This window comes from Rhizobacter sp. J219 (genome assembly GCF_024700055.1).
In the GTDB taxonomy this organism is placed as follows: domain Bacteria; phylum Pseudomonadota; class Gammaproteobacteria; order Burkholderiales; family Burkholderiaceae_C; genus Rhizobacter.
Genome location: NZ_JAJOND010000001.1, coordinates 4,139,396 through 4,160,026, shown reverse-complemented (window position 1 = coordinate 4,160,026; position 20,631 = coordinate 4,139,396). Strand labels below are relative to the sequence as shown.

The following is a 20,631-nucleotide window of genomic DNA, read 5'->3' as shown; positions in this document are numbered from 1 at the left end:
CGTCGTGCCCGCCGGGGCGGCACCGGCCGCCCTGATCGCGCGAACGCTGCGCCCCCTGACCGTCCACGCCCGCCAGCACCCGCGTGGGCTCGACCATGTGTCGGCCGCGAGCGGGCTGGTGTGCGCGCACGGCCGCGCCTATGTGGTGTGCGACGACGAGCACCACCTCGCCACCTTCCACCATCTCCACCACCCCGGCACGCTGCACCGCCTGTTGCCGGGTGACCTGCCGGCCGATGCGGGGGCGCGCAAGCGACGCAAGGCCGACTTCGAAGCGCTGCTGCTGCTCGACGGTTACCCGACACGGCACGCACAGACCCTGGTGGCCCTCGGCTCGGGCTCGACCGCTCAACGCGACACCGGTGTCGCCCTCGTGCTCGATGCCCACGGCCGGCCCACGCACGACCGGCGCCGCTTCACGCTGACCGCGCTCTACCAGCCGCTGCGCAGCGCGCTCGGCGACATCAACATCGAAGGCGCCTTCATGCAACACGACGGGCTGGTGCTGCTGCACCGCGGCGGCCAGGGGGGCGCCGACAACGCGGTGGTGCGGCTGCAGCGCTCGCAACTCGTGGCCGCGATCGACGGGCGCGGCGGCATCGGGCCGGCGCCGCAGATCGCACACCTGCCGCTCGGCACACTCGACGGCGTGCCGCTCGGCTTCACAGACGGAGCGGCGCTTTCGGATGGCGGCTGGGTGTTCTGCGCCGCAGCGGAAGACACCGCCAGCAGCTATGCCGACGGTACCTGCGCGGGCGGCGCCATCGGCATCGTCGACGCGGCCGGCGCGCTCAGCGCGCTGCACCGGCTGGCCACGCGGCACAAACCGGAAGGCATCGCGGTGCGCGAACACCGCGATGGGCTCGACCTGTGCCTGGTCACCGACGCCGACGACCCGGCACGTGCCGCCGAGCTGCTGCTCGCGCGGCTCTGATCAGAACTTGACCCGCAGCCCCAGTGCGTAGGTGTTGCCGTTGGACGCGCCGGTCAGACGGTCGTTCAGGTAGACGGCATAGACGTCGGTGCTCTTCGACAGCCAGTAGTCGTAGCCCAGCGTGAGCGTCTTGTTCTTCACGTCGGCGGTCGGGAACTCGGCGGTGGCCTGCCCGTACTGCGCGAGCACCTTGCCGGCGCCCACCGGCACCGACAAGCCGAGGCCGAAGTAGTTGGTCTCGGTGTCGGTCGCGGCCTCGGTCTTCACGAGGTTGTACTGGGTGAAGACCTTCACCACCTTGGCGTCGTAGGCGAAGCCGACGGTGGCCGAGTCCTGGTACTTGAAGCCAGTCGAGACGATCGCCGGCGTGAAGCCCGACAGGCCGTGCTTGACGCGCTGGTAGGCGAAGGTGGCCGAGATCGGGCCGCCGAAGTACAGCACGTTGCCACCCACGCTGCGGCCGACGGCGCTGGCACTGCCTTCACCCAGCGCGCCCTGCAGGTTGATGCTCACCCCGCCGAGGTTCGGGCTCTGGTAGAGGATGGAATTGCTCCAGCCGGTGTCGCCGAGGAAGGGCAGCATCTGCGACTTCGGAATCAGCACCTGGCGGATCGACGGCGAGTAGCCAAACGAGTCGCCGAAGGCATTGAAGATCAGCGTGGAGACGAAGTACTGGTTGGTGGTGCGGCCGAGCGTGGTCGAGCCGAAGTCGCCTTCGAGGCCGACCCAGGCCGCGCGGGCCCAGAACGCATCACCGCTGAAACGCCCCGAGGCACCGGTGTCGGCGAGCAGGAAGCCTTCGATCGCGAACTTGGCCTTGAGCGTGGGGCTCAGCTGCTCCTTGCCCGAGAAGCCGAAGTAGCTCGTGGCCATGTTGCCGCTTTGCACCTTGCTCACCTTGGCGGTGCCGGCGTCCTGGAACTGGCCGGCCGAGAGGTCCAGCAGGCCGTAGAGCGACACCGAAGACTGGGCGTGCGCCGGCACCGACGACAGGCACAGCGCGGCGGCGGCAAGCGCAACGGGTTTGGCGAAAGAGGGCAGGTCGAGACGGGGCATGGCGAGCGGGCTCCAACGGTCGTTTGGTTTGAGGAAGTGGTGTGTCGTTCTGACGAGCAACTTGTATGCAAGCGCCGTACCTGCAACATTTGGTGCCGGCGCATTGTGCTTGGCGCCAGGCCCCCTTCGGTTGGCTGAGAATGCGCCACCCTCACGGAGGAAAGACCTTGTCATGGACCTGAGCGTCAACGGCCAATCCCATGCCCTGCCCGAGGCCGACGTGCCACCCGACATGCCCCTGCTGTGGGTGCTGCGCGACGTGCTGCACCTCACCGGCACCAAGTTTGGGTGCGGTGTCGCGGCCTGCGGGGCCTGCACGGTGCACGTAGACGGCCAGGCCGTCAGGTCCTGCGTCACGCCGGTGGCCACCGTGCAAGGCAAGCCGGTGCGCACCATCGAAGCCCTGGGCACCGCGGCGCAGCCGCACCCGCTGCAGAAGGCCTGGCTCGACCACCAGGTGCCGCAATGCGGCTACTGCCAGAGCGGCATGCTGATGGCGGCGGCCGACCTGCTGGCGAAGAACCGCAACCCGTCGGACGCCGACATCGACGCGGCCATCACCAATATCTGCCGCTGCGGCACCTACCCACGCATCCGCGAGGCCATCAAGTCGGCCGCGAAGTCGCTGCGCGGCGGGGTGGTCGCATGAAGCGGCGCAGCTTGCTGCTGCTGGGCGCTGGCGCCACCGGCGCGCTCGTCGTCGGCTGGGGCCTGATGCCCCCACGAAGCCGACTCGGCAGCCCGCAGCGCCCACCCGCCGCCAACGGCCCGGTGCTGCTCAACGGCTGGCTCAAGATCGCACCCGATGGCCATGTGCTGCTGGCGATGAACCGCAGCGAAATGGGCCAGGGCGTGCACACCGCGCTCGCGATGCTGGTGGCCGAAGAGCTCGACATCTCGCTCGGCAAGATCGAGCTGGTGCAGGCGGGCCCGAACAAGATCTACGGCAACGTGGCGATGTTCGTCGGCAGCCTGCCGCTGCACCCGAAGGACAGCGAACCCGGCCACGAGACGGGCGGCGTGAAGGCGGGCCGCTGGATCGTCAGCAAGGTGGCGCGCGAACTGGGCATCAGCGTGACCGGCGGTTCCTCGAGCGTGGCCGACGCGTGGGACGTGCTGCGCCTGGCCGCGGCCACCGCGCGGGCGCAGCTGCTCGGCGCCGCCTCGCTGCAGTGGAAGCTGCCGCGCGAGGAATTGCAGATCACCGACGGCGTGGTGAGCCACGCCGCCGCCAAGCAGAGCGCGCATTTCGGCCAGCTCGCCAAGGAAGCTGCCGCCACGCCGGTGAGCACCGTGGTTCCGAAAGACCCGAAGGCATGGCGCCTGATCGGCACGCGCGCACCCCGCACCGACCTCGCCGACAAGGTCAACGGCAGCGCCCGCTTCGGCATCGACGTTCGCGAACCCGGCCAGCTCTTCGCCGTGGTGCGCCACAGCCCCATGCTCGGCGGCAGCCCCGGGCGCATCGACATGGACGCGGCGATGAAGCTGCCCGGCGTCGAGCGGGTGGTCCGCCTCAACCCCTATGGCGGCTCGACCGCCGCCGTCGCGGTGGTGGGCCGCAGCACCTGGCATGCGAAGCAGGGCGCGCAGGCGCTCGACATCGAATGGCGTGCCCCGCCCGCCGGCACTGCCGACACGGCCCGCATCGCGGCCTCGCTCGAAGCCGCGGCACGCGAGGCGGCCGCGCAGCAAAGCGGCTTCGCCTTCCACAAGCAAGGCGACGTGACGGCCGCAAGCGTCGCCGCCGTGCGCCGCATCGAAGCGCTCTACCAGGCGCCCTACCTCGCGCATGCCGCGCTGGAGCCGATGAACTGCACAGCCCGCGTGAAAGACGGCCGTGTCGACGTCTGGGCGCCGACCCAGGTGCCCGACATGGCGCGGGCCATCGCCGCGCGGGTGGCCGGCGTCGACGAGAAGCAGGTCGTGCTGCACGTCACCTACCTCGGCGGCGGTTTCGGCCGGCGTCTCGAAGTCGACGTGGTGGGCCAGGCGGTGCGCATCGCGATGGAGACCAACGGCCGCCCGGTGCAGCTCACCTGGACGCGCGAGGAAGACACCACCCACGACTTCTACCGCCCGGCGGCGGCTGCGGTGATGCAGGCAAGCCTCGACGACAAGGGTGCGGTGAGCGGCCTGTCGATCACGAGTGCCGGCGACCAGATCACCCCGCGCTGGATCGAGCGCGGCCTGCCGGCGCTGGCCGGCCCCGTCGATGCACCCGACAAGACCGCCAGCGAAGGCCTGTTCGACCTGCCCTACGGCATCACGAACCAGCGCATCGCCCACGTGGCGACGAAGAGCGGCGTGCCGATCGGCTTCTGGCGCTCGGTCGGCCATTCACACAACGCCTTCTTCTCCGAGGGCTTCATCGACGAACTCGCGCACGAGCTGAAGCAGGACCCGGTGGCCTTCCGCCTCTCGATGCTCGGCACCATGCCGCGCCATGCGGCGGTGCTCAAGCTCGCGGCCGAGAAAGCCGGCTGGGGCAAACCGCTGCCCGCCGGCCGCGCACGCGGCGTGGCGCTGCACGAAAGCTTCGGCAGCATCGTGGCCGAGGTGGCCGAGGTGTCCCTGGTGGACGGCAAGCCGCGAGTTCACCGCGTGGTGTGCGCCGCCGACATCGGCACCGCGATCAACCCGGGCATCGTCGCGCAGCAGATGGAAAGCGCGGTGATCTTCGGCCTGAGCGCCGCGCTCTATGGCCGCATCGACATCGAGGGCGGCGTGGTCAAGCAGACCAACTTCCCCAACCTGCCGGTGCTCAAGATGGCCGACAGTCCGCCCTTGATCGAGACGCACCTGGTGCAAAGCGCCAACCCGCCCGGCGGTGTGGGCGAGCCCGGCACGCCGCCGATCGCACCGGCGGTGGCCAATGCGCTCTTCGTGCTGACGGGCAAGCGCGCCCGCTCGCTGCCGCTGGTCGCCTGAGCGCCGCGTTCAGGGGAAGAAGTAGCGCTGGGGGATGCGGCGGTCGTTGCCGATGTCGAGCCCGTTGAAGTCCATCGTGTTCTTCGCCGGGGCGAAGAGCCGCTGCGACCAGTACAGCAGGCTCTGCGCCCACGAGTTGCTGTTGAACCGCGAACCGTCGAGCTGCTCGGTGATGTCGGGGTAGCGCAGTTCGCTGCCCGACCCTTCGAAGCTGCGGTACTGCGCGTAGCAGCGTGTGATGCACTGCAGGAACGGGTCTTCCGAGCCGGGCAGGCAGATCTGCAGCTCGACCTTGGAGGTCTGCACCTCCGGGTCGCCCGGGGTGGCGAGCTTCCTCGTGAGGAAGCTGACGTCGGACGGTGCGAACAGGCTCGCGCGCAGGAAGCCCGCGATGTTGTACGCACCGATCACGCAGAGCGCCTGGCCCGCGATCGGGCGGGTGAAGCCGGCAAGCAGCGTGGGGTTGCTGGGGGCGAGCACCAGGAACTGGTGCTGGCCGACGAGGCCGTCGACAGGCCTGCAGAAAACATATGCGCCGTGGTCCATGACGATTCGGGGGAAGCTGTGACAGTCAAGCTTGTAGCGGATCCCCCGTCCCGTCGCGGACGACCTAAGTCACGCGGACGGCGAAAGTCACCCCCCGCGTCGTCGCCGGACGATCAGGCCTTGGTGATGCGCAGGCCGGCATCGACCAGCAGCAGCTCGCCGGTTGTCTTGGCCGCGCTCGCGCCGAGGTACCACGCCGTTCGGCCACGTCTTCCGCCGAGATGACCTGCTCCAGCGCCGCGCGGCCCTTGTACCAGTCGACACCGGCCTGGTATTTGTCGGCGCCCAGGCCCTCCTGCAGCCAGGGTGTCTCGACCAGCCCCGGTGCGATCGCGTTGACGCGGATGTGCGGCGCGAGCGCGCGCGCCAGGCCCACCGTCATCGCATTGAGCGCGCCCTTCGAGGCCATGTAGGCGAGCGACGAGCCGCGCCCCATGATCGAGGCGACCGAGGACACGTTGACGATGCCGGCCACCGGGTGCCGGCGCATCAGCGGCGCGAAGGCACGCACCATCTGGTAGGCGCCGACCACGTTCACGCTGTAGATCTTGTGGAAGTCTTCGGCCTCCAGTCCGTCAAGGTTTTTGATGTCGACGAACTTGGTGGTGCCGGCGTTGTTGACCAGCACATCGGCGCGGCCGAAGCGTGCCTCGGTCTCGGCGGCCAGGCGGCGGCAGTCGGCGTCTTGCGACACGTCGGCCTTCACCACCAGCACCTCGGCACCGAGCGCCTGGCAGGCGTCGGCCACGGCCTGCGCCGGCGCCGGGTCGCGCGAATAGTTGACCACCACGTTCCAGCCGCGGCTGGCGTACAGGCGCGCGGTGGCCGCCCCGATGCCCGACGACGACCCGGTGACGACCGCAACTTTTTTCTCGCTCATGGCGGGGCTTGTGCAGAAGTGGGGAAGCGGTCATGGTAGCGAGGCACTCCCAACCCTGCAGGCTGGCTCGAAACCTGCTGAGCCCCTTCCATCCGATGCAGACCTCGATCCTTCCCATGAACACGCTCATCAAGGCCGTCGAAACCTGGTTGCCCACGCCCGACGGCAGCCTGCTCGAATTCGGCGGTGGCCTGTACGGCCGCGCGACCGCTTTTGGTGCGATCAGCCGCAGCCTGTGCTTCGGCCGCGGCGAGGGCTTGCCGGGCCGCGCCTGGTACGACGGCCAGCCCATCGTGCTCAAGCAGCTCGACGGCTCCTACTTCCGCCGCGCCGACGTGGCCCGCGAGGCGGGCTACACCTGCGCCATCGGCCTGCCGCTGTTCCAGGGCGAGGCCTTGAGCGGCGTGGTGGTGCTCTTCTGCGGCCCCAACCGCAGCGAAGACGGCGAAGGCGATGACGGTGCCGTCGAACTGTGGCGGCACAACGCGCGCGTGTCGTCCGACATGACGCTGGTCGACGGCTACTTCGGCGGCCGCATCTCCGACAGCTTCGCCGCCATCAGCCGCGACACCTACCTCCCCCGCGGCACCGGCCTGCCCGGCCTCGCCTGGCAGCGCGGCGCGGCGGTGCTGCTCGACGACGTGGGCCAGGCCAGCAAATTCGTGCGCGCCGACAACGCGGCCGAAGCCGGCATCAACCGCGGCCTGGCCATCCCCTGCAGCACGCCGAGCGACGACGCCTACGTGCTGACCCTGCTGTCGACCGCCGAGACCCCCATCGCGCTGCGCGTGGAGTGCTGGGCCCCCGACGACGGCCACCTGGGGCTGCAGCGGGTGTTCGGGTTTTGCGAAACCATGGGCTCGCTGCGCGCGTCTGAAGGTGGCACCGTGCTCGCCGGCTCGATCGGCAAGGCGTTTGCGAGCGGCGTGCCGGTCGTCAACGAACACGCCGAGACCGAGCCCGGCAGCGTGGGCGATGCGGCGCGCGATGCCGGCCTCAGCGCGCTGGTGGCGGTGCCAGTGATGACCCACGACGGCGTAGGCGAGGTGATCGCCCTCTATTTCTGAGGTGATTTCCGCGGGGCGCTTGGGGGCGCCGCTCAGCCGGGCAGGTTGAGCGAGAGCACGAGTCCGAGGCCGATCACGATCGCCAGGCCCCGCGCCTGGCGCGAGAGCACTGGCGCCGGCAACGGCTGGCGCTCTTGGCGCAGGCCGAGCACGGCCATCACGAACGAGGCCGAAGCCGCGGCGACGAGCACCGTGGAAATGCCGAAACCGGCCCAGCCGGCGGCATTGCGCTGGGCCATCAGGGCGACGATCTGGCCGAGCAACAACCCGAGCATCAGGGCCATCGGGTGTGCGTGGCGGGTGAGGGCAGAGGCAAGGGCGGTGCGCTTCATGGTGAGCGGCATCGTGGCACGCAGCGCCCGGCGCAGGCGCATCAAATCGTGACGGTTGTCCTGTCCAGGCGTGGCATTCGACACGCTCCCCACCGTTTCAAGGCTGGCCGAGAAACAGGTACGCCGAGCGGTTGCCGCGGTCGCCCACGCCATAGGCCAGGTAGAACGGGCCGATCGGCGTGTCGAGCGCGAAGTAGACCGCGTTGCCGCGGCGCAGGCGTGCCCGGTCGGGGCCGAAGACCGAGTCGCCGATGCGGCCAAATTCGAGCGAGGCCCCGGCGTACATGCCATCGAGGAAGCCCGGCCGTGCGAGCCGGTGGTTGTAGACCACACGGCCGAAGCGCATCTCCTTGCCGAGCAGCTGCCCGGTCTGGTAGCCCGACAGGTTGAGGAAGCCGCCGAGCTGCAGGATCTCGTGGTCGGGCAGCAGCCCCGAGCGCAGGTTGCCGCCCAGCCGCGCGGCCGCGCGCCAAGTGTGCGGCCCGGTGTGCGTGGCGCCCTGCGCCGAGAACTGCGCCTTGGTGTAGGTGTCGCTCGCGCCGAGCGCGGTGTGCGACATGAACACCCGCAGCTCGCCGGCATAGCCCTCACGCGGAAAGCGCAGGTTGTCGAGCCGGTCGATGCGCACGCGTCCCAGCACGCCGGCGAGCTGGCGGTCGATGGCGAGAAGGCTCGCCGACACGAAGCTCGTGTCGTCGGCCAGCTCGACACGCCCGCGCACGAACCCGAGCCGGCCCTCGCCGAAGGTGCCGATCGGCACGCCGACGTCGAGCCCGAACTCGTAGGCACGGCGGCGAAAGCGCGCCAGGCGCTTCTTCGTGCCGTCGTCGTAGATGTCGAAGGGCTCGTCGATGGCCTCCAGGCGCGGCGCGACGAACACGCGCTGCGCCGTGGTGAGCGGCTGGTACCACTCGGTGTGCAGCGCACTCGCGTGGCCAAGCTGCACGTCGTTGCGCCACTCGGCGCCTAGCGCGTTGAGCCAGGTGGCGCGGTGGCTCGCCTGCAGGTTGAAGAAGGCGTTGCCTTCGAGCGTGGACGAGAGCGACAGGCCCAGGCGCAGGTAGCTGGGGCCCCACGACTTCTCGTTGGCCTCGATCTGCAGCACCCGCCCGGTGCCGGGCTCGTCGACGAGGCTGTAGTTGACGCTCTCGAAATCGCCGCGGCTGTAGATTCGCTTCAGGTCGCGGTCCAGGCGCTGGGTGTCGAGGCGGTCGCCGGCCTGGGTGTCCATGGCGGCGAGCACCACGTCGGGGTTGACCACGCGGGTGCCGACCACACGCACCTCGTCGACCTTCAGCGCCTCGTCGCCGGGCGCGTGTGCACGCTGGTGGCGCAGCGCGGCGTAAGCGGCTTCGGGCAGGCTCAGGCGGGCCAGCCGGTCGCTCACCGCCCGCGCCGCCGCCTCGCCGGCCGCAGCGGCTTCGCCCAGACGGTCGAAGGCGGTGGAGCCGATGTCCTTCAGGTCGGGGGCAATCAGCACGTCGCGCCCGCTCAGCTCGCTCAGCGACTGCGCGACGTTGGCTTCGGTCAGGATGCGCAGCACCTGGTCGGTCACGTCGAGCAGCGAGTGGATGTCGCGGCGCTTGAGCAGCGGCGTGCCGATGTTGATCGCGATGACCACCTCGGCGCCGAGCTGGCGCGCCACGTCGACCGGCAGGTTGCGCTTGAGGCCGCCGTCGACGAGCAGGCGGCCGTCGACCTCGACCGGGTTGACCGCCCCCGGCACCGCCATGCTGGCGCGGGCCGCGAGCGCCAGCTGGCCGTGGCCGATGACGACCATCTCCGAGCTGGCGAGGTCGGTCGCGATGGCGCGAAAGGGAATCGGCAGCTTGTCGAAGTTGCTCGTGTTCTGCAGCCGCGTCAGCCTGCGCAGCACGGCTTCCAGCGACACGCCCGCCACCGCGCCCTTCGGCAGCGCGATGCCTTGCGCGTTCAAGCCCATCTCAGGGCCGAGGTAGTTGACGGCGTCGTCGGCCTTGCGCCGAAAGGGGGCGTCGATGCGAGAGACGTCGCGAAAGAGCGTCGAGGTCGACAGGCCCTTCATCTCTTCCTCGATCTGCGCCAGCGGCAGCCCGCTCGCATAGGCCGAGCCGACGATGGAGCCGGCGCTCGTGCCCACGATCAGGTCGACCGGCACGCGCAGCTCCTCCAGCACCTTGAGCACGCCGATGTGCGCGCCGCCGCGGGCCCCGCCACCCGAGAGCACCAGGCCGACCTTGGGGCGCGCACCGGGGGCCGGTGGGTCCGCGGTCTGCGCGTGGGCCGTCAGCAGTGAGAGCAGGGCCACCGCGACGGCGGCACGGCGCGCGGCCCGCAGCATGGCGGGGGCTCAGCGCGAGGCGGCGGAGGCCGGCGCTGGCGCCGGCGTCGAAGCTGCACCCTGCGGCACCGGCACGATCACGCCCGGCATCAGCGAGATCTCGTCCTGCACCCGCACGCCGGTCACGAAGGCGCGGGTGTCGCCGAAGCAGCTGGTGGGCAGGCCCACCTTCTCTTCGTAGTGAAGCGCCACACGCTTGCCCATCACCTTGTTGATCTGCTCGGCCACCGCGTCGTCGTGCACGGTGAAGAGAAACTTCTCGGGCGACGCACCCGGCATCGACACCAGCGACAGCTCGCCTTCCCAGGTCTTGCACAGCCACCCCTTGTGCGACAGCTTCTGCACCCAGCCGGCGCGCTCGCCGCTCGAATAGCTCCAGTTCAGCACCACCGCCAGATAGGCCGCCACCAGCAGCACGATGACGAGAAGCGCGATCAGCCAACGGGTCGCACGCATATGGGAATCCTCCGGGCGTTTTTGAGTGCAGGGTTTATAACCCACGCATGAAGAAAAACGCCGCCGCGCCCGAAGGCTTGGACAAGACCGATGCCCGCATCCTGCGCCTCCTGCAGGCCGACGGGCGCATCAGCAACCTCAAGCTCGCCGAAGAGGTGCACCTGTCGCCCACCGCGGTGCTCGAGCGTGTGAAGCGGCTCACGCGCGAGGGCTACATCCTCGGCTACGAGGCCCGCCTCAACCCGCGCAAGCTCGGCGCCGGCATGATGGTCTTCATCCAGGTGGTGCTCGACCGCACAACACCCGACGTGTTCGACCATTTCAAGGCCGCGGTGCAGGCCCGGCCGGAGATCCTCGAATGCCACATGGTGGCGGGCGGCTTCGACTACCTGATCAAGACCCGCGTAGCCGACATGGAGGCCTATCGCGCCCTGGTGGGCTCGGTGATCTGGACGCTGCCCGGCGTGCGCGAAACCCACACCTACGCGGTGATGGAAGAGGTGAAGGACACGACGGCGCTGCCATTCTGAGCCGAGCGCGGCCAAGGCACAGGGTGGGTGGCTCCGTTCATGTCCCCCGGGACGGGCGAGCCCGTCCCTCCTCCTTGACTTCACTGCTCCACCCACCCTGCACCTTGGCCGTGGCGAGACCGCACCCGTCCAAGGGCGCCAGCAGGTCGTCCAGGTCCTGCTCGCTGAATTTGGGTTGGGCTTCTTCGTCGTGGCCGAGCACGCCCTCGGCCAACGAGCGCTTGCGTGACTGCAGCGCCAGCATGCGCTCCTCGATGCTGCCTTCGGCGATCAGCTTGTAGACGAAGACCGGCTGCGTCTGGCCGATGCGGTGGGCGCGTGCGGTCGCCTGCGCTTCGACCGCCGGGTTCCACCACGGGTCGAGGTGGATCACGGTGTCGGCCGCGGTGAGGTTCAGGCCCTGTCCTCCAGCCTTCAGGCTCACCAGCAAGAGCGGCACCTCGCCCGCCTGGAAGCGCCGCACCACTTCGCCGCGCTGGGCGACGGGCGTGCGGCCGGTGAGCGCGAGCCAGGGCAGCTGCAGCGCGTCGAGCTTCGGTCTCGATCAGCGACAGCGCCTGCGTGAACTGCGAGAAGACGAGCACTCGGCGCCCTTCGGACACGAGTGCGGGCAGCTGGTCACGCAGCCAGTCGAGCTTGGCGCGCTCCATGTTGCGCGGCGTCTTGTGGCCCTTCAGCAGCCGCGGGTCGCAGCACACCTGGCGCAGCTTGAGCAGCGCATCGAGGATGGTGATCTGCGCGCCGGCGAAGCCGCGCCGGGTGAGCATGCGCCGCACGATCTCGTCGGAGGCGACACGCACGCTCTCGTACAACTCGCGCTGCCGGCCTTGCAGCTGCACCCGCTCGATCACTTCGGTGAGCGGCGGCAGCTCGGTGGCCACATCCTGCTTGCGCCGGCGCAGGATGAACGGGCGCACCCGCTGGGCGAGCCGCTGCGCCTTCAGGGTCTCGCCGTTCTCCTCGATCGGCTTGCGCCACTGGCGTGCGAAGCTGCGCGCATCGCCGAGGAAGCCGGGCATCAGGAAGTCGAACTGCGCCCACAGCTCGGAGAGGTTGTTTTCGAGGGGCGTGCCGGTGAGGCACAGGCGGTGCCGCGCCTGCAGGCGGCGCAGCGCGCCGGCGCTGCGGCTGGTGGCGTTCTTCACCGCCTGGGCTTCGTCGAGGATGACGATGTGGAACGGCTGCGCCACCAGCGACTCGATGTCGCGCCACAGCAGCGGGTAGGTGGTGAGCACCAGGTCGTGTTCGCCGATGCGGCTGAAGTGCCGCGCACGGTCGGCACCTTGCAGCACCAGCAGGCGCAGGCCCGGCGCCATGCGCTGCGCCTCGGCGCACCAGTTGAAGAGCAGCGAGGTCGGCAGCACGACGAGCGCCGGCCGGTCGAGGCGGCCGGCCTCTTTCTCCACCAGCAGGTGGGCGAGCGCCTGCGCCGTCTTGCCCAGGCCCATGTCGTCGGCGAGGATGCCGCCGAGCCGGTGTTCGCGCAGGTACTGCAGCCAGTCGAGGCCGGTGCGCTGGTAGGGACGCAGGCTGAGGCGAAGGCCCGCCGGTGCAGCGACGGGCTGCGGCGTGCCGGCGCGGCGCAAGCGCTCCGCCAGCAGCTGCAGGCCGGCGTCGCCCTGCAGTTGCCACGCGCCATGCGGGCCGGCGCGCTGGGCCTGTGTGTCGTGCAGCGCCGTGCGCAGGGCTTCGAGGCGATGCGCCTCCCAGGTGCCGAGCGGCAGCGGGCCGTGCTGGCGCGCCGGGTCGGTGAGCAGGTCCACCATCGCACCGACGATGGCCTTGAGCGGCGCGGCCGGTGCGTCGATGCGGCGGCCGCCGGGCGCGCGCAGGCGCACCGTGGCGCGGTCATCGAGGCTCGCGATGTGGGCCGCCGAGAGCCAGTGCGGGTCGCGCTTGAGCAGGTCGGCCAGGAGCGGCACCAGGTCCCAGGTCTCGCCGGCGATCTCGACGCCGAGCGAGAGCATCCAGCTGCCTTCGCGCCAGGGCTGGCGCAAGGCTTCGACCTCGTTCTCGCCTGAGCGCAGCGGCGCCGCCAGCTCGCGGCCGAGAAGTTCGCCGGTGGCCGGCTCGACGAGAAGCTTCCACGCCTCGACCTGCAGCGTCTCGTGCGCAAAGCCGGGCAGCACCACCACGCTCCAGCCGGCGGCCTGCCACTCGGGCACACGCTCGGCCCAGAAGTCGCCGAACTGGTCTTCGCGCATCAGCGTCCACAGCGGGCCGGGCGGGCGCGGCAGGTCGGACGAACGCCATTGCAAGGCGTCGTCGGGCAGCGGGTGCAGGCCGGCGGCCCACACCGCGTCGAGCGCATCGGCTTCGGCCGCATGTTCGCGCACGAGCGACCACGCGGCGCCACGCGCATCGTCGATGCGCATGACCGCCGGGCCGCGGTGGTGGAGCACCGAGGTCGGCGCGGACAGCTCGGCCTCGCGGCCGTCGTCGTGGCGGTAGAGCCAGCTGATGCGCGCCACCGTGACCTCGGGCCCGCGCGGGCCGAAGGGGCCGCTCGGGCGCAGGCCGAGCAGGCCGTGGCCGCGGTTCAGCGTCTGCAGCGTGAGCCGGGGGCGGAAGCGGTGGGCGATGGCGGCGGGGGCGCGCCCCGGGGAACTCATGCGCCTATTGTGGTGGCCCCGGGGGAGCGGCCGATGGGTCGGCGGCCGGCAGCGTGACGGTGAAGAGCGAGCCCTCGGCAGCCCGGCTGCGGGCCTCGATGCGCCCGCCCATCAGCTCGACCAGGTGGCGGCTGAGCGCAAGCCCGAGGCCGCTGCCCGGCACCGCCGTCGCTTCGGCGCCGAGGCGGTCGAAAGGGGTGAAGAGCCGCTGCAGCTGCGCCTCGTCCATGCCGATGCCGTCGTCCTGCACGCACAGGTCAGCCTCGTGCAGGCCGCTGCGCGCCGACACCGTCACCCGGCCGCCGGCGCGGCCGTACTTGATCGCGTTCGACAGCAGGTTGTGCACCACCTGGCGCACACGCCGCGGATCGGCAACGACCCACAGCGGCTGCGTCGGCAGCGCATCGACCAGCCGCACATGCGCCCCTTCGGCCAGCTGCGACAGCGGGACCAGGGCGGCGCGCACGACCTCGGCCAGGTCCATGCGCGAGCACGCCAGGCGCAGCTGGCCCAGCTCGGCGCTCGACAGGTCGAGGATCTCGTCGATCAGGTCGAGCATGTGCTGCCCGCTGTTGCGGATGAGCGCGCCCCAGGCGCGGTGCTTCTCGCCGAGCGCGGGGTCGATCTCGAGAAGCTGCGCGAAGCCGAGGATGGCGTTGAGCGGCGTGCGCAGCTCGTGGCTCACGCGCGAGAGGAACTGCGTCTTGTTGCGGCTGGCCACTTCGGCCACGTCGCGCTGGAGGCGGGCCTCCTGCATCTGGCGCCGCTCGGTGATCTCGGTCACCGTTCCGCGCAGTCCAGTGCTGGTGCCGTCGTCGCCGCGCACCACCTCGCCGCGCGCTTCGATCCAGCCGCCGCCACCGCCGCAGCGCCGATACTCCACTTCCAGCGTGAACGGCTCGCCGGTATTCATCGTGCGCACGACAGCCGCCTGCACGATGGCCAGGCTGTCCGGTGGGTAGGTCTCGCCCCGGCCGGCCGTGGCCGGCGGCGGCGGCTCGCTCGGGTCGTAGCCGAAGATGGCATAGAGCTGGGGCGACCAGGTGGTGCGGCCGGTGGGCATGTCCCACTCCCAGCTGCCGATGCGGCCGAGGCGCTGCGCCTCGCGCAGCCCGGCCTCGCTGCGGCGCAGCAGTTCGAGCGCACGCTGGTGCTCGACCACTTCGGCCCGCAGCGCGTCCTCGATCGATTTCAGGCGCGTGACGTCGGTCACCTCGGCCATGAAGCCGACCACCCGCCCGTCGACGATGTCGGGGATGTAGCGCGCCAGGCTGTGGCGCTTCGCGCCGTCGGGGCCGGGCACGATGCGCTCGAAGAGCTGTTCCTCGCCACCGAGCGCGCCACGGATGTACGGCTCGTTCTGCGCGTACAGCTCCGGGCCCAGCAGCTCGTCGATCGAGCGGCCGATCAGCGCGTCGGGGTCGACGCCGAACCATCGCTCGTAGGCGCGGTTGGCAAAGCGGCAGCGCAGGTCGCTGTCCCAGTAGCCGAGCATCGACGGCACGTGGTCCACCAGCCGGCGCACGTGATCGGCAATGCCCTCCCGGAACGGATCTGCAGTCATGCGGCCCACGCTATCCACGGGCGGGCACTTGTGTATCGGGGAGAACGAGGAGCACGCGGCGCCGCAATCGATTCAAGATCGGGTGCGGCGGCTTTGCGGCACGGCACCACGATCTCGACATGCGCCCCGACTCCACCCACGACGACCTGGCGGCACGGCCCGCCACGCCCTTCGACATTCCGCTTCGGCAGCTGCACTTGCGCACGCTCGGGCGCTGCCTGCAGCTGGGCGTTCGCGATTTCTCCCGCGCACCGTGGATCGGCCTCTTCTACGGTGCCTGCTTCGTGGGGATGGGCTGGGCGCTGATGGTGGTGTTCCGGCAGGCGCCGGTGTACGTGCTCGCGCTGTCGGCGGGCTTCCTGCTGATGGGGCCGTTTCTCTGCATGGGCCTGTACCGCGTGAGCCAGCAGCTCGAAGCGGGTGCGGCACCGCACTTCGCCGACTCGCTCTTCGCGTGGCGCACGCGGCTCGGCACGCTGGCGATCTTCGGCTTTGCGCTGCTCGTGCTCGAAATGCTCTGGGGGCGCGCGGCGCTGGTGGTGTTTGCCGTCAGCTTCGACGGCATGCCCGACTTCAAAGGGTCGGTGCTGGCCCTGCTCGACCTCGACAACCTCGGCTTCATCGTCGCCTACCTCGCGGTCGGCGCCGTGTTCGCCGGGCTCATCTACGCGGTGAGCGTGGTCGCGATCCCGATGATCCTGGACCGCCAGACCGATGCGATCACCGCCGCACTCACCAGCCTGCGCCTGGTGCTCACGCAGACGCCGGTGCTGCTGGTGTGGGGCGCACTCATCACGGTGTTGGTGGTGCTGGCGCTGCTGCCGGGGTTCGCGGGCCTGCTCGTCGTCGGGCCGGTGCTCGGACATGCGAGCTGGCACCTGTACCGGCACGCGGTCGGCTGAGCGCCCCCGGCGCGCCACAATCGCGCGTCTCGACGCCCGCGCGCCAACGCCTTGCTCACGCTCAAGCTGCTGCTCGTTCCCGCCTTCTTGCTGATGCTGTCGCTGGCGGGGCGGCGCTTCGGGCCGCAGGTCGCCGGCTGGCTGGCCGGCCTGCCGGTGGTGACCGGACCGATCCTCTTCTTCCTGGCCGTCGAACGAGGCGCGGGCTTCGCGGCCGACGCGGCGACGCTCGCCTTGTCGGCGGTGCTGGCGTCGGTGAGCTTCAGCCTGGCATATGCGCATGCCGGCCTGCGCGGGCCGTGGCCCATTGCGCTGGCGGCCGGCCTCGCGGCCTGGGGCGCGGCGGCCTGGGGGCTGTCGTCGCTGCGGGTGTCGGCCGGTCTCGCGCTTGCCGTGTCGCTCGTCACGCTGCTGGCCGCACCGCGGTTCTTTCCCGGGGTGACGCCTCCGCCGGCCGGTCACCCGATGGGCCCGGTCGAGCTGCTGCTGCGCATGCTCGCCGGCGCGGTGCTGACGGTGGCGGTGACCACGGCCGCCGCGACGCTCGGGCCGGCGTGGAGCGGCCTCCTGGCGGTGTTCCCGGTGCTGGGCATCGTGCTGGCGGTGTTCTCGCACCGCCAACAGGGTGCGGGCTTCGCCGCCGCACTGCTGCGCGCGATGGCGACCGGGCTCTACGCCTTCGTCGCCTTCTGCTTCGTGCTCGCGCTGGGTCTGCCGGCCTGGGGCACGGCCTGGGCCTTCGCCGTGGCCACGTTGGCCGCGCTGGCCACGCAGGCTGCCACGAGCGGGCGCATCGCCCTGCCGGCGCGCCGCCCTACCTGAAGCACTGGCCGCGCCGCTCCAGCCAGTAGACGACGTTGCCGACCACCGCGATGCTGCCCGAGATGACGGCGCTCGCGGTGGCCACCGCGCCCACCCCCACCAGCAGCGCGACGCAGCCGTTGTTGGCGCAGCCGCCGAAGTAGCCCACCTGGTGCACGTCGAGCACCATCTGCCGCTTCTGGATCTTGCAGTCGTCGTCGAACACGATCTCCGTGCGCGGCACCACGATGCAGGCCGACAGCGACAGGGCGAGAAACAGGGGCTCAGTGCTTTCACGTACGGGGCGCTCTCGGCAGCGATGCGTGTTGTTTGCCACAGCCTAACCGACACTGCACCGGGCATTCGCGCCTTTTTGCAAATTGCTCACGGAATGCGAAGCTCACCGGTGAAGAGCCCCTCCTACCATCACCGCCATGCACCGATTGCTGGTCGTCGAGTCATCGCCCACCCTGCGCTGCGGCCTGGAAAAGCTGCTGCTGCGCCACGGCTTTGCCGTGGTGGCGCTGCCGGCTGACCCGAGCGCGCTCGAGGCTTTCGACCAGGAGCTGTCGCGTGGCCTGGCGACGCTGATCCTCGGCTGGTCGAACACACCCGCCGCTGTGTGCGAGGCCTTCGCTCAACGCTTGCAGAAGCCCGACTGCCAACGGCTCGCGCTGGTGGTGCTGGCGGCCGACCCGTCTCGCGTCGATGCAACGCTGGCCACCGGCCGCGCCTACACCCGCGTGCAGCGCCTGCAGCGCCCGTCGGAAGTGCCGCGCCTGGTGCGTGGCCTGCTCGACCAGGTGGCGAGCGACCTGCGGCCCGACGCCGAGTCGCCCACGGCGCTCAAGGTGCTGCTGGTCGACGACTCGCGCACCAGCCGCACCAAGTACCAGCGCCTGCTGCGCAACCACGGCTATGCGGTCGTCGCCTGCGAAGACGCCGAAGCCGCGCTGCGGCGGGTGCAGGCCGAACGTTTCGACCTCGCCGTCATCGACTACTTCATGCCGGGCATGAACGGCGCGGCGCTGTGTCGCGCCCTGCGCGAGCTGCCCGCCACGCGCGACTTGACGCTCGCGGTGCTCACCGGCTCGTACGAAGAAGGCCTCATCAGCGACTGCCTGGAGGCGGGCGCGAGCGAGTGCATGTTCAAGAACGAGTCCGACGCACTCGTGGTCGCACGCGTCGACAGCATGGCCCGCCTGTGCGAGCGCGAGCGCCGGCTGAAAGACGAAGGCCAGCGCCTGGAGCTGATCCTCTCGTCGGTAGGCGACGGGGTGTACGGTGTGGACCGCCAGGGCCGCATCACCTTCGTCAACCCGGCCGCGCTGCGCCTCCTGCAGTGCGCGCACGAAGACGAGCTCGTCGGACTGTCGGCCCACGATCGCCTGCACCACAGCGACGAGCGCGGCCGCCCCGTGCCGGCCGAAACCTGCTTCCTGCAGCAGGCCTACGAACTGGGCGATTCGCTCAGCAACTGGGAGACAGTGTTCTGGCGTGCCGACGGCGAGATGCTCAACGTCGAGTGCACCGTGCGCCCGCTCTTCCAGAACCAGCACCAGGGCGGCGAATGTGTGGGCGTGGTGGTGGCCTTCCGCGACATCGCCGAGCGCAAGCGCCACGAGGCCGAGACGCAATGGCAGCTGCGCCACGACCACCTGACCAAGCTGCACAACCGCCGCCACTTCGAATACATGCTGGAGCAGGAGATCTTCCGCCTGCGCCGAAGCGCCGAGCAGAGTGCGCTGCTCTTCATCGACCTCGACCGCTTCAAGCAGATCAACGACACCGCCGGCCATGCCGCGGGCGATGCGCTGCTGGCGAGCATCGGGCGCAAGCTCAAGTCGCGCTCGCGCCAGTCCGACCTGGTGGCGCGCCTCGCCGGTGATGAGTTCGCGGTGCTCTTGCGCAACGTCGACGACGGCAGCGTGCTGGCACTGGCCGAGAAGTTCCGCGCCATCCTCGACGACGGCGACTTCACACACGGTGGCCGCAGCTTCGAGGTCTCGGGCAGCGTGGGCATCGCGCGCCTGAGCCGCCACACGCTCTCGCCCGCCTATGCGATGAACTGCGCCGACGCGGCCTGCCACATCGCCAAGCGCGAAGGCCGCAACCGCATCCACATGTTCGACCTCGGCGGCGATGCCGGCGCGCTGGCCACGCTGCAGCAGTCGTGGTCGGAGCGACTCAAGATCGCGCTGGCCGCCGGCAACTTCGCGCTGCAGTTCCAGCCCATCTTCGAGCTGCGCCGACTGCCCGAGGGGGCCAGCGACAACCTGCCGGCCGAGGCCTTGTACGGGCACGAGGTGTTCGTGCGGCTCGACGACGTCGACACCCAGCTCGCGCCGCGCGCCTTCCTGTCGCAGGCCGAGCGCTTCGAGCTGATGCCCGCGCTCGACGGCTGGGTGATGGACCGCATCGCACTGATGCTCGCGCGCCAGGAGCGGCCGGTGGCCTCGCGCTTCCACCTCAACGTGGCCACCGCCTCGCTGCTTGACGCGGGCTACCTCGCGCGCCTGACGACCTTGCTGCGCGAGGGCGCCTTCGCGCCCGGCCAGCTGTGCCTGGAGATCAAGGAAAGCGAACTCGCCGGCCACCTGCAGGCGCTGCAGCCGGTGCTCAACGAGCTGCACCAGCTCGGCGTGCGCCTGCTGCTCGACGAATACGGCCGTGGCCTCGGTGGCCTGGGCCACCTGCGCGGGCTGCCGCTGTCGGCCGTCAAGCTCGACGGCACGCTGGTGCAGGGGCTGGCGAACGACGAGATCGGCGTGCTGATGGTGCGCGCGATGACCGACCTCGCGCATGCGATGAAGGCGGTGGTGATCGCCCCGCTGATCGAAGACACCTCGGTATTGCAGCGCCTGCGCTCGGCCGGCGTCGACTACGCGCAGGGCTTCGTGCTCGGCGAGCCGCGCACCAGCTGGTCGGAGCTCGTCGCCGGCTGAGCCCGGTGTCAGTGACGCCGGCTCAGGCCGGACGCTGCGGGATGGTCAGCCCGCGCTGCACCGCCGGGCGCGCCACGAAGGCCGCCAGCACACGCTTGACCTCGGCGAAGTCGTCGAAGCCGACCAGCTCGCCCGCGCCGTAGAAGCCGACCATGTTGCGCACCCACGGGAAGGTGGCGATGTCGGCGATGGTGTAGTCATCGCCCATGATCCACGCGCGGCCCTTCAGGCGCTGGTCGAGCACGCCCAGCAGCCGCTTGCTCTCGGCCACGTAGCGGTCGCGCGGGCGCTTGTCTTCGTAGTCCTTGCCCGCGAACTTGTGGAAGAAGCCGACCTGCCCAAACATCGGCCCGATGCCACCCATCTGGAACATCAGCCACTGCAGCGTCTCGTAGCGCTGCGCCACGTCGACGGGCATCAGTTGCCCGGTCTTGGCCGCGAGGTAGACGAGGATCGCGCCCGACTCGAAGAGCGCCAGCGGCTCGCCGTTCGGGCCGTGCGGGTCGATGATGGCGGGGATCTTGTTGTTCGGGTTGAGCGACAGGAACTCCGGCGACATCTGGTCGTTGGTGTTGAAGTCGATCAGGTGCGCTTCATACGGCAGGCCGGTCTCTTCGAGGGCGATCGAGACCTTCACGCCGTTGGGCGTGGGCAGCGAGTAGAGCTGCAGGCGATCGGGGTGGCGTGCGGGCCACTTCTTCGTGATTGGAAAACCAGCGGGAAAGTCGTTCAGCGTCATGTCGTCGTCGGGTGAG

Annotated in this window: 17 protein-coding genes and 1 pseudogene; 8 read left to right on the top strand and 10 right to left on the bottom strand. The window is 70.3% G+C overall.

The window, feature by feature from the left end; translation table 11 throughout:
• The first annotated feature begins 4 nt into the window (after nt 1-4).
• Nucleotides 5-934, top strand: a complete 930-nt coding sequence (locus LRS03_RS19690; protein WP_257827645.1) for a DUF6929 family protein — start codon at nt 5-7, stop codon at nt 932-934.
• On the opposite strand, the gene LRS03_RS19685 is transcribed toward LRS03_RS19690, so the two are convergent.
• Nucleotides 935-1,990, bottom strand: a complete 1,056-nt coding sequence (locus tag LRS03_RS19685) for a porin (RefSeq protein ID WP_257827644.1) — start codon at nt 1,988-1,990, stop codon at nt 935-937.
• Between the two features lie 172 nt (nt 1,991-2,162).
• Between LRS03_RS19685 and LRS03_RS19680 the strand changes: the two genes are divergently transcribed.
• Together LRS03_RS19680 and LRS03_RS19675 are read left to right on the top strand one after the other, a co-directional pair.
• Nucleotides 2,163-2,639: a (2Fe-2S)-binding protein gene (locus LRS03_RS19680; protein WP_257827643.1), complete on the top strand. Its 477-nt coding sequence runs from the start codon at nt 2,163-2,165 to the stop codon at nt 2,637-2,639.
• Nucleotides 2,636-4,921: a xanthine dehydrogenase family protein molybdopterin-binding subunit gene (locus tag LRS03_RS19675; protein ID WP_257827642.1), complete on the top strand. Its 2,286-nt coding sequence runs from the start codon at nt 2,636-2,638 to the stop codon at nt 4,919-4,921. Before LRS03_RS19680 ends, LRS03_RS19675 begins: the two co-directional genes overlap by 4 nt.
• Before the next feature lie 9 nt (nt 4,922-4,930).
• Here LRS03_RS19675 and LRS03_RS19670 read toward each other — a convergent pair whose 3' ends face one another.
• Nucleotides 4,931-5,467 (bottom strand): hypothetical protein, encoded by a 537-nt coding sequence (locus tag LRS03_RS19670; protein ID WP_257827641.1) that lies wholly within the window; start codon nt 5,465-5,467, stop codon nt 4,931-4,933.
• 64 nt (nt 5,468-5,531) lie between these two features.
• Nucleotides 5,532-6,347 (bottom strand): SDR family NAD(P)-dependent oxidoreductase, encoded by an 816-nt coding sequence (locus LRS03_RS19665; RefSeq protein WP_257827640.1) that lies wholly within the window; start codon nt 6,345-6,347, stop codon nt 5,532-5,534.
• 116 nt (nt 6,348-6,463) lie between these two features.
• Here LRS03_RS19665 and LRS03_RS19660 point away from each other — a divergent pair, with 116 nt between their 5' ends.
• Nucleotides 6,464-7,414 (top strand): GAF domain-containing protein, encoded by a 951-nt coding sequence (locus LRS03_RS19660; protein WP_257827639.1) that lies wholly within the window; start codon nt 6,464-6,466, stop codon nt 7,412-7,414.
• 32 nt (nt 7,415-7,446) lie between these two features.
• Here the strand turns inward: LRS03_RS19660 and LRS03_RS19655 are convergent, their stop codons facing one another.
• The 3 genes from LRS03_RS19655 to LRS03_RS19645 form a co-directional block, all read right to left on the bottom strand.
• Nucleotides 7,447-7,746, bottom strand: coding sequence for a hypothetical protein (locus LRS03_RS19655; protein ID WP_257827638.1), 300 nt, complete (start codon nt 7,744-7,746; stop codon nt 7,447-7,449).
• A 97-nt stretch (nt 7,747-7,843) separates the two neighbouring features.
• Complete coding sequence (locus tag LRS03_RS19650; RefSeq protein ID WP_257827637.1) at nt 7,844-10,066, bottom strand: patatin-like phospholipase family protein; 2,223 nt, start codon at nt 10,064-10,066, stop codon at nt 7,844-7,846.
• Between the two features lie 9 nt (nt 10,067-10,075).
• Nucleotides 10,076-10,522, bottom strand: a complete 447-nt coding sequence (locus LRS03_RS19645) for a hypothetical protein (protein ID WP_257827636.1) — start codon at nt 10,520-10,522, stop codon at nt 10,076-10,078.
• Between the two features lie 47 nt (nt 10,523-10,569).
• Here LRS03_RS19645 and LRS03_RS19640 point away from each other — a divergent pair, with 47 nt between their 5' ends.
• A complete protein-coding gene (locus tag LRS03_RS19640) occupies nt 10,570-11,052 on the top strand; it encodes an Lrp/AsnC ligand binding domain-containing protein (protein WP_257827635.1) in 483 nt (160 codons plus the stop codon).
• A 37-nt stretch (nt 11,053-11,089) separates the two neighbouring features.
• Here the strand turns inward: LRS03_RS19640 and LRS03_RS19635 are convergent.
• Together LRS03_RS19635 and LRS03_RS19630 are read right to left on the bottom strand one after the other, a co-directional pair.
• A pseudogene (locus tag LRS03_RS19635) lies at nt 11,090-13,664 on the bottom strand (DEAD/DEAH box helicase).
• A gap of 4 nt (nt 13,665-13,668) precedes the next feature.
• The gene (locus tag LRS03_RS19630) at nt 13,669-15,228 is read right to left on the bottom strand and encodes a sensor histidine kinase (RefSeq protein WP_257827634.1); all 1,560 of its coding nucleotides are present in this window, start codon (nt 15,226-15,228) and stop codon (nt 13,669-13,671) included.
• A gap of 119 nt (nt 15,229-15,347) precedes the next feature.
• Between LRS03_RS19630 and LRS03_RS19625 the strand changes: the two genes are divergently transcribed.
• The gene (locus LRS03_RS19625; protein WP_257827633.1) at nt 15,348-16,130 is read left to right on the top strand and encodes a DUF2189 domain-containing protein; all 783 of its coding nucleotides are present in this window, start codon (nt 15,348-15,350) and stop codon (nt 16,128-16,130) included.
• A gap of 51 nt (nt 16,131-16,181) precedes the next feature.
• The gene (locus LRS03_RS19620) at nt 16,182-16,952 is read left to right on the top strand and encodes a hypothetical protein (RefSeq protein ID WP_257827632.1); all 771 of its coding nucleotides are present in this window, start codon (nt 16,182-16,184) and stop codon (nt 16,950-16,952) included.
• Here LRS03_RS19620 and LRS03_RS19615 read toward each other — a convergent pair.
• Nucleotides 16,945-17,178: a hypothetical protein gene (locus LRS03_RS19615; protein WP_257827631.1), complete on the bottom strand. Its 234-nt coding sequence runs from the start codon at nt 17,176-17,178 to the stop codon at nt 16,945-16,947. The genes LRS03_RS19620 and LRS03_RS19615 overlap by 8 nt on opposite strands.
• Nucleotides 17,179-17,365: 187 nt before the next feature.
• Here LRS03_RS19615 and LRS03_RS19610 point away from each other — a divergent pair, with 187 nt between their 5' ends.
• A complete protein-coding gene (locus LRS03_RS19610; RefSeq protein WP_257827630.1) occupies nt 17,366-19,876 on the top strand; it encodes an EAL domain-containing protein in 2,511 nt (836 codons plus the stop codon).
• 22 nt (nt 19,877-19,898) lie between these two features.
• Here LRS03_RS19610 and LRS03_RS19605 read toward each other — a convergent pair whose 3' ends face one another.
• A complete protein-coding gene (locus tag LRS03_RS19605) occupies nt 19,899-20,615 on the bottom strand; it encodes a glutathione S-transferase N-terminal domain-containing protein (RefSeq protein WP_257827629.1) in 717 nt (238 codons plus the stop codon).
• Between the last annotated feature and the right edge of the window lie 16 nt (nt 20,616-20,631).

Bases quoted from the DNA above. Each gene is read 5' to 3' on its own strand.
- LRS03_RS19680 (WP_257827643.1), top strand. From the start codon at position 2,163: ATGGACCTGAGCGTCAACGGCCAATCCCATGCCCTGCCCGAGGCCGAC.
- LRS03_RS19645 (WP_257827636.1), bottom strand. From the start codon at position 10,522: ATGCGTGCGACCCGTTGGCTGATCGCGCTTCTCGTCATCGTGCTGCTG.
- LRS03_RS19610 (WP_257827630.1), top strand. From the start codon at position 17,366: ATGCACCGATTGCTGGTCGTCGAGTCATCGCCCACCCTGCGCTGCGGC.
- LRS03_RS19655 (WP_257827638.1), bottom strand. From the start codon at position 7,746: ATGAAGCGCACCGCCCTTGCCTCTGCCCTCACCCGCCACGCACACCCG.
- LRS03_RS19660 (WP_257827639.1), top strand. From the start codon at position 6,464: ATGAACACGCTCATCAAGGCCGTCGAAACCTGGTTGCCCACGCCCGAC.
- LRS03_RS19630 (WP_257827634.1), bottom strand. From the start codon at position 15,228: ATGACTGCAGATCCGTTCCGGGAGGGCATTGCCGATCACGTGCGCCGG.
- LRS03_RS19650 (WP_257827637.1), bottom strand. From the start codon at position 10,066: ATGCTGCGGGCCGCGCGCCGTGCCGCCGTCGCGGTGGCCCTGCTCTCA.
- LRS03_RS19665 (WP_257827640.1), bottom strand. From the start codon at position 6,347: ATGAGCGAGAAAAAAGTTGCGGTCGTCACCGGGTCGTCGTCGGGCATC.
- LRS03_RS19605 (WP_257827629.1), bottom strand. From the start codon at position 20,615: ATGACGCTGAACGACTTTCCCGCTGGTTTTCCAATCACGAAGAAGTGG.
- LRS03_RS19675 (WP_257827642.1), top strand. From the start codon at position 2,636: ATGAAGCGGCGCAGCTTGCTGCTGCTGGGCGCTGGCGCCACCGGCGCG.
- LRS03_RS19640 (WP_257827635.1), top strand. From the start codon at position 10,570: ATGAAGAAAAACGCCGCCGCGCCCGAAGGCTTGGACAAGACCGATGCC.
- LRS03_RS19625 (WP_257827633.1), top strand. From the start codon at position 15,348: ATGCGCCCCGACTCCACCCACGACGACCTGGCGGCACGGCCCGCCACG.
- LRS03_RS19685 (WP_257827644.1), bottom strand. From the start codon at position 1,990: ATGCCCCGTCTCGACCTGCCCTCTTTCGCCAAACCCGTTGCGCTTGCC.
- LRS03_RS19670 (WP_257827641.1), bottom strand. From the start codon at position 5,467: ATGGACCACGGCGCATATGTTTTCTGCAGGCCTGTCGACGGCCTCGTC.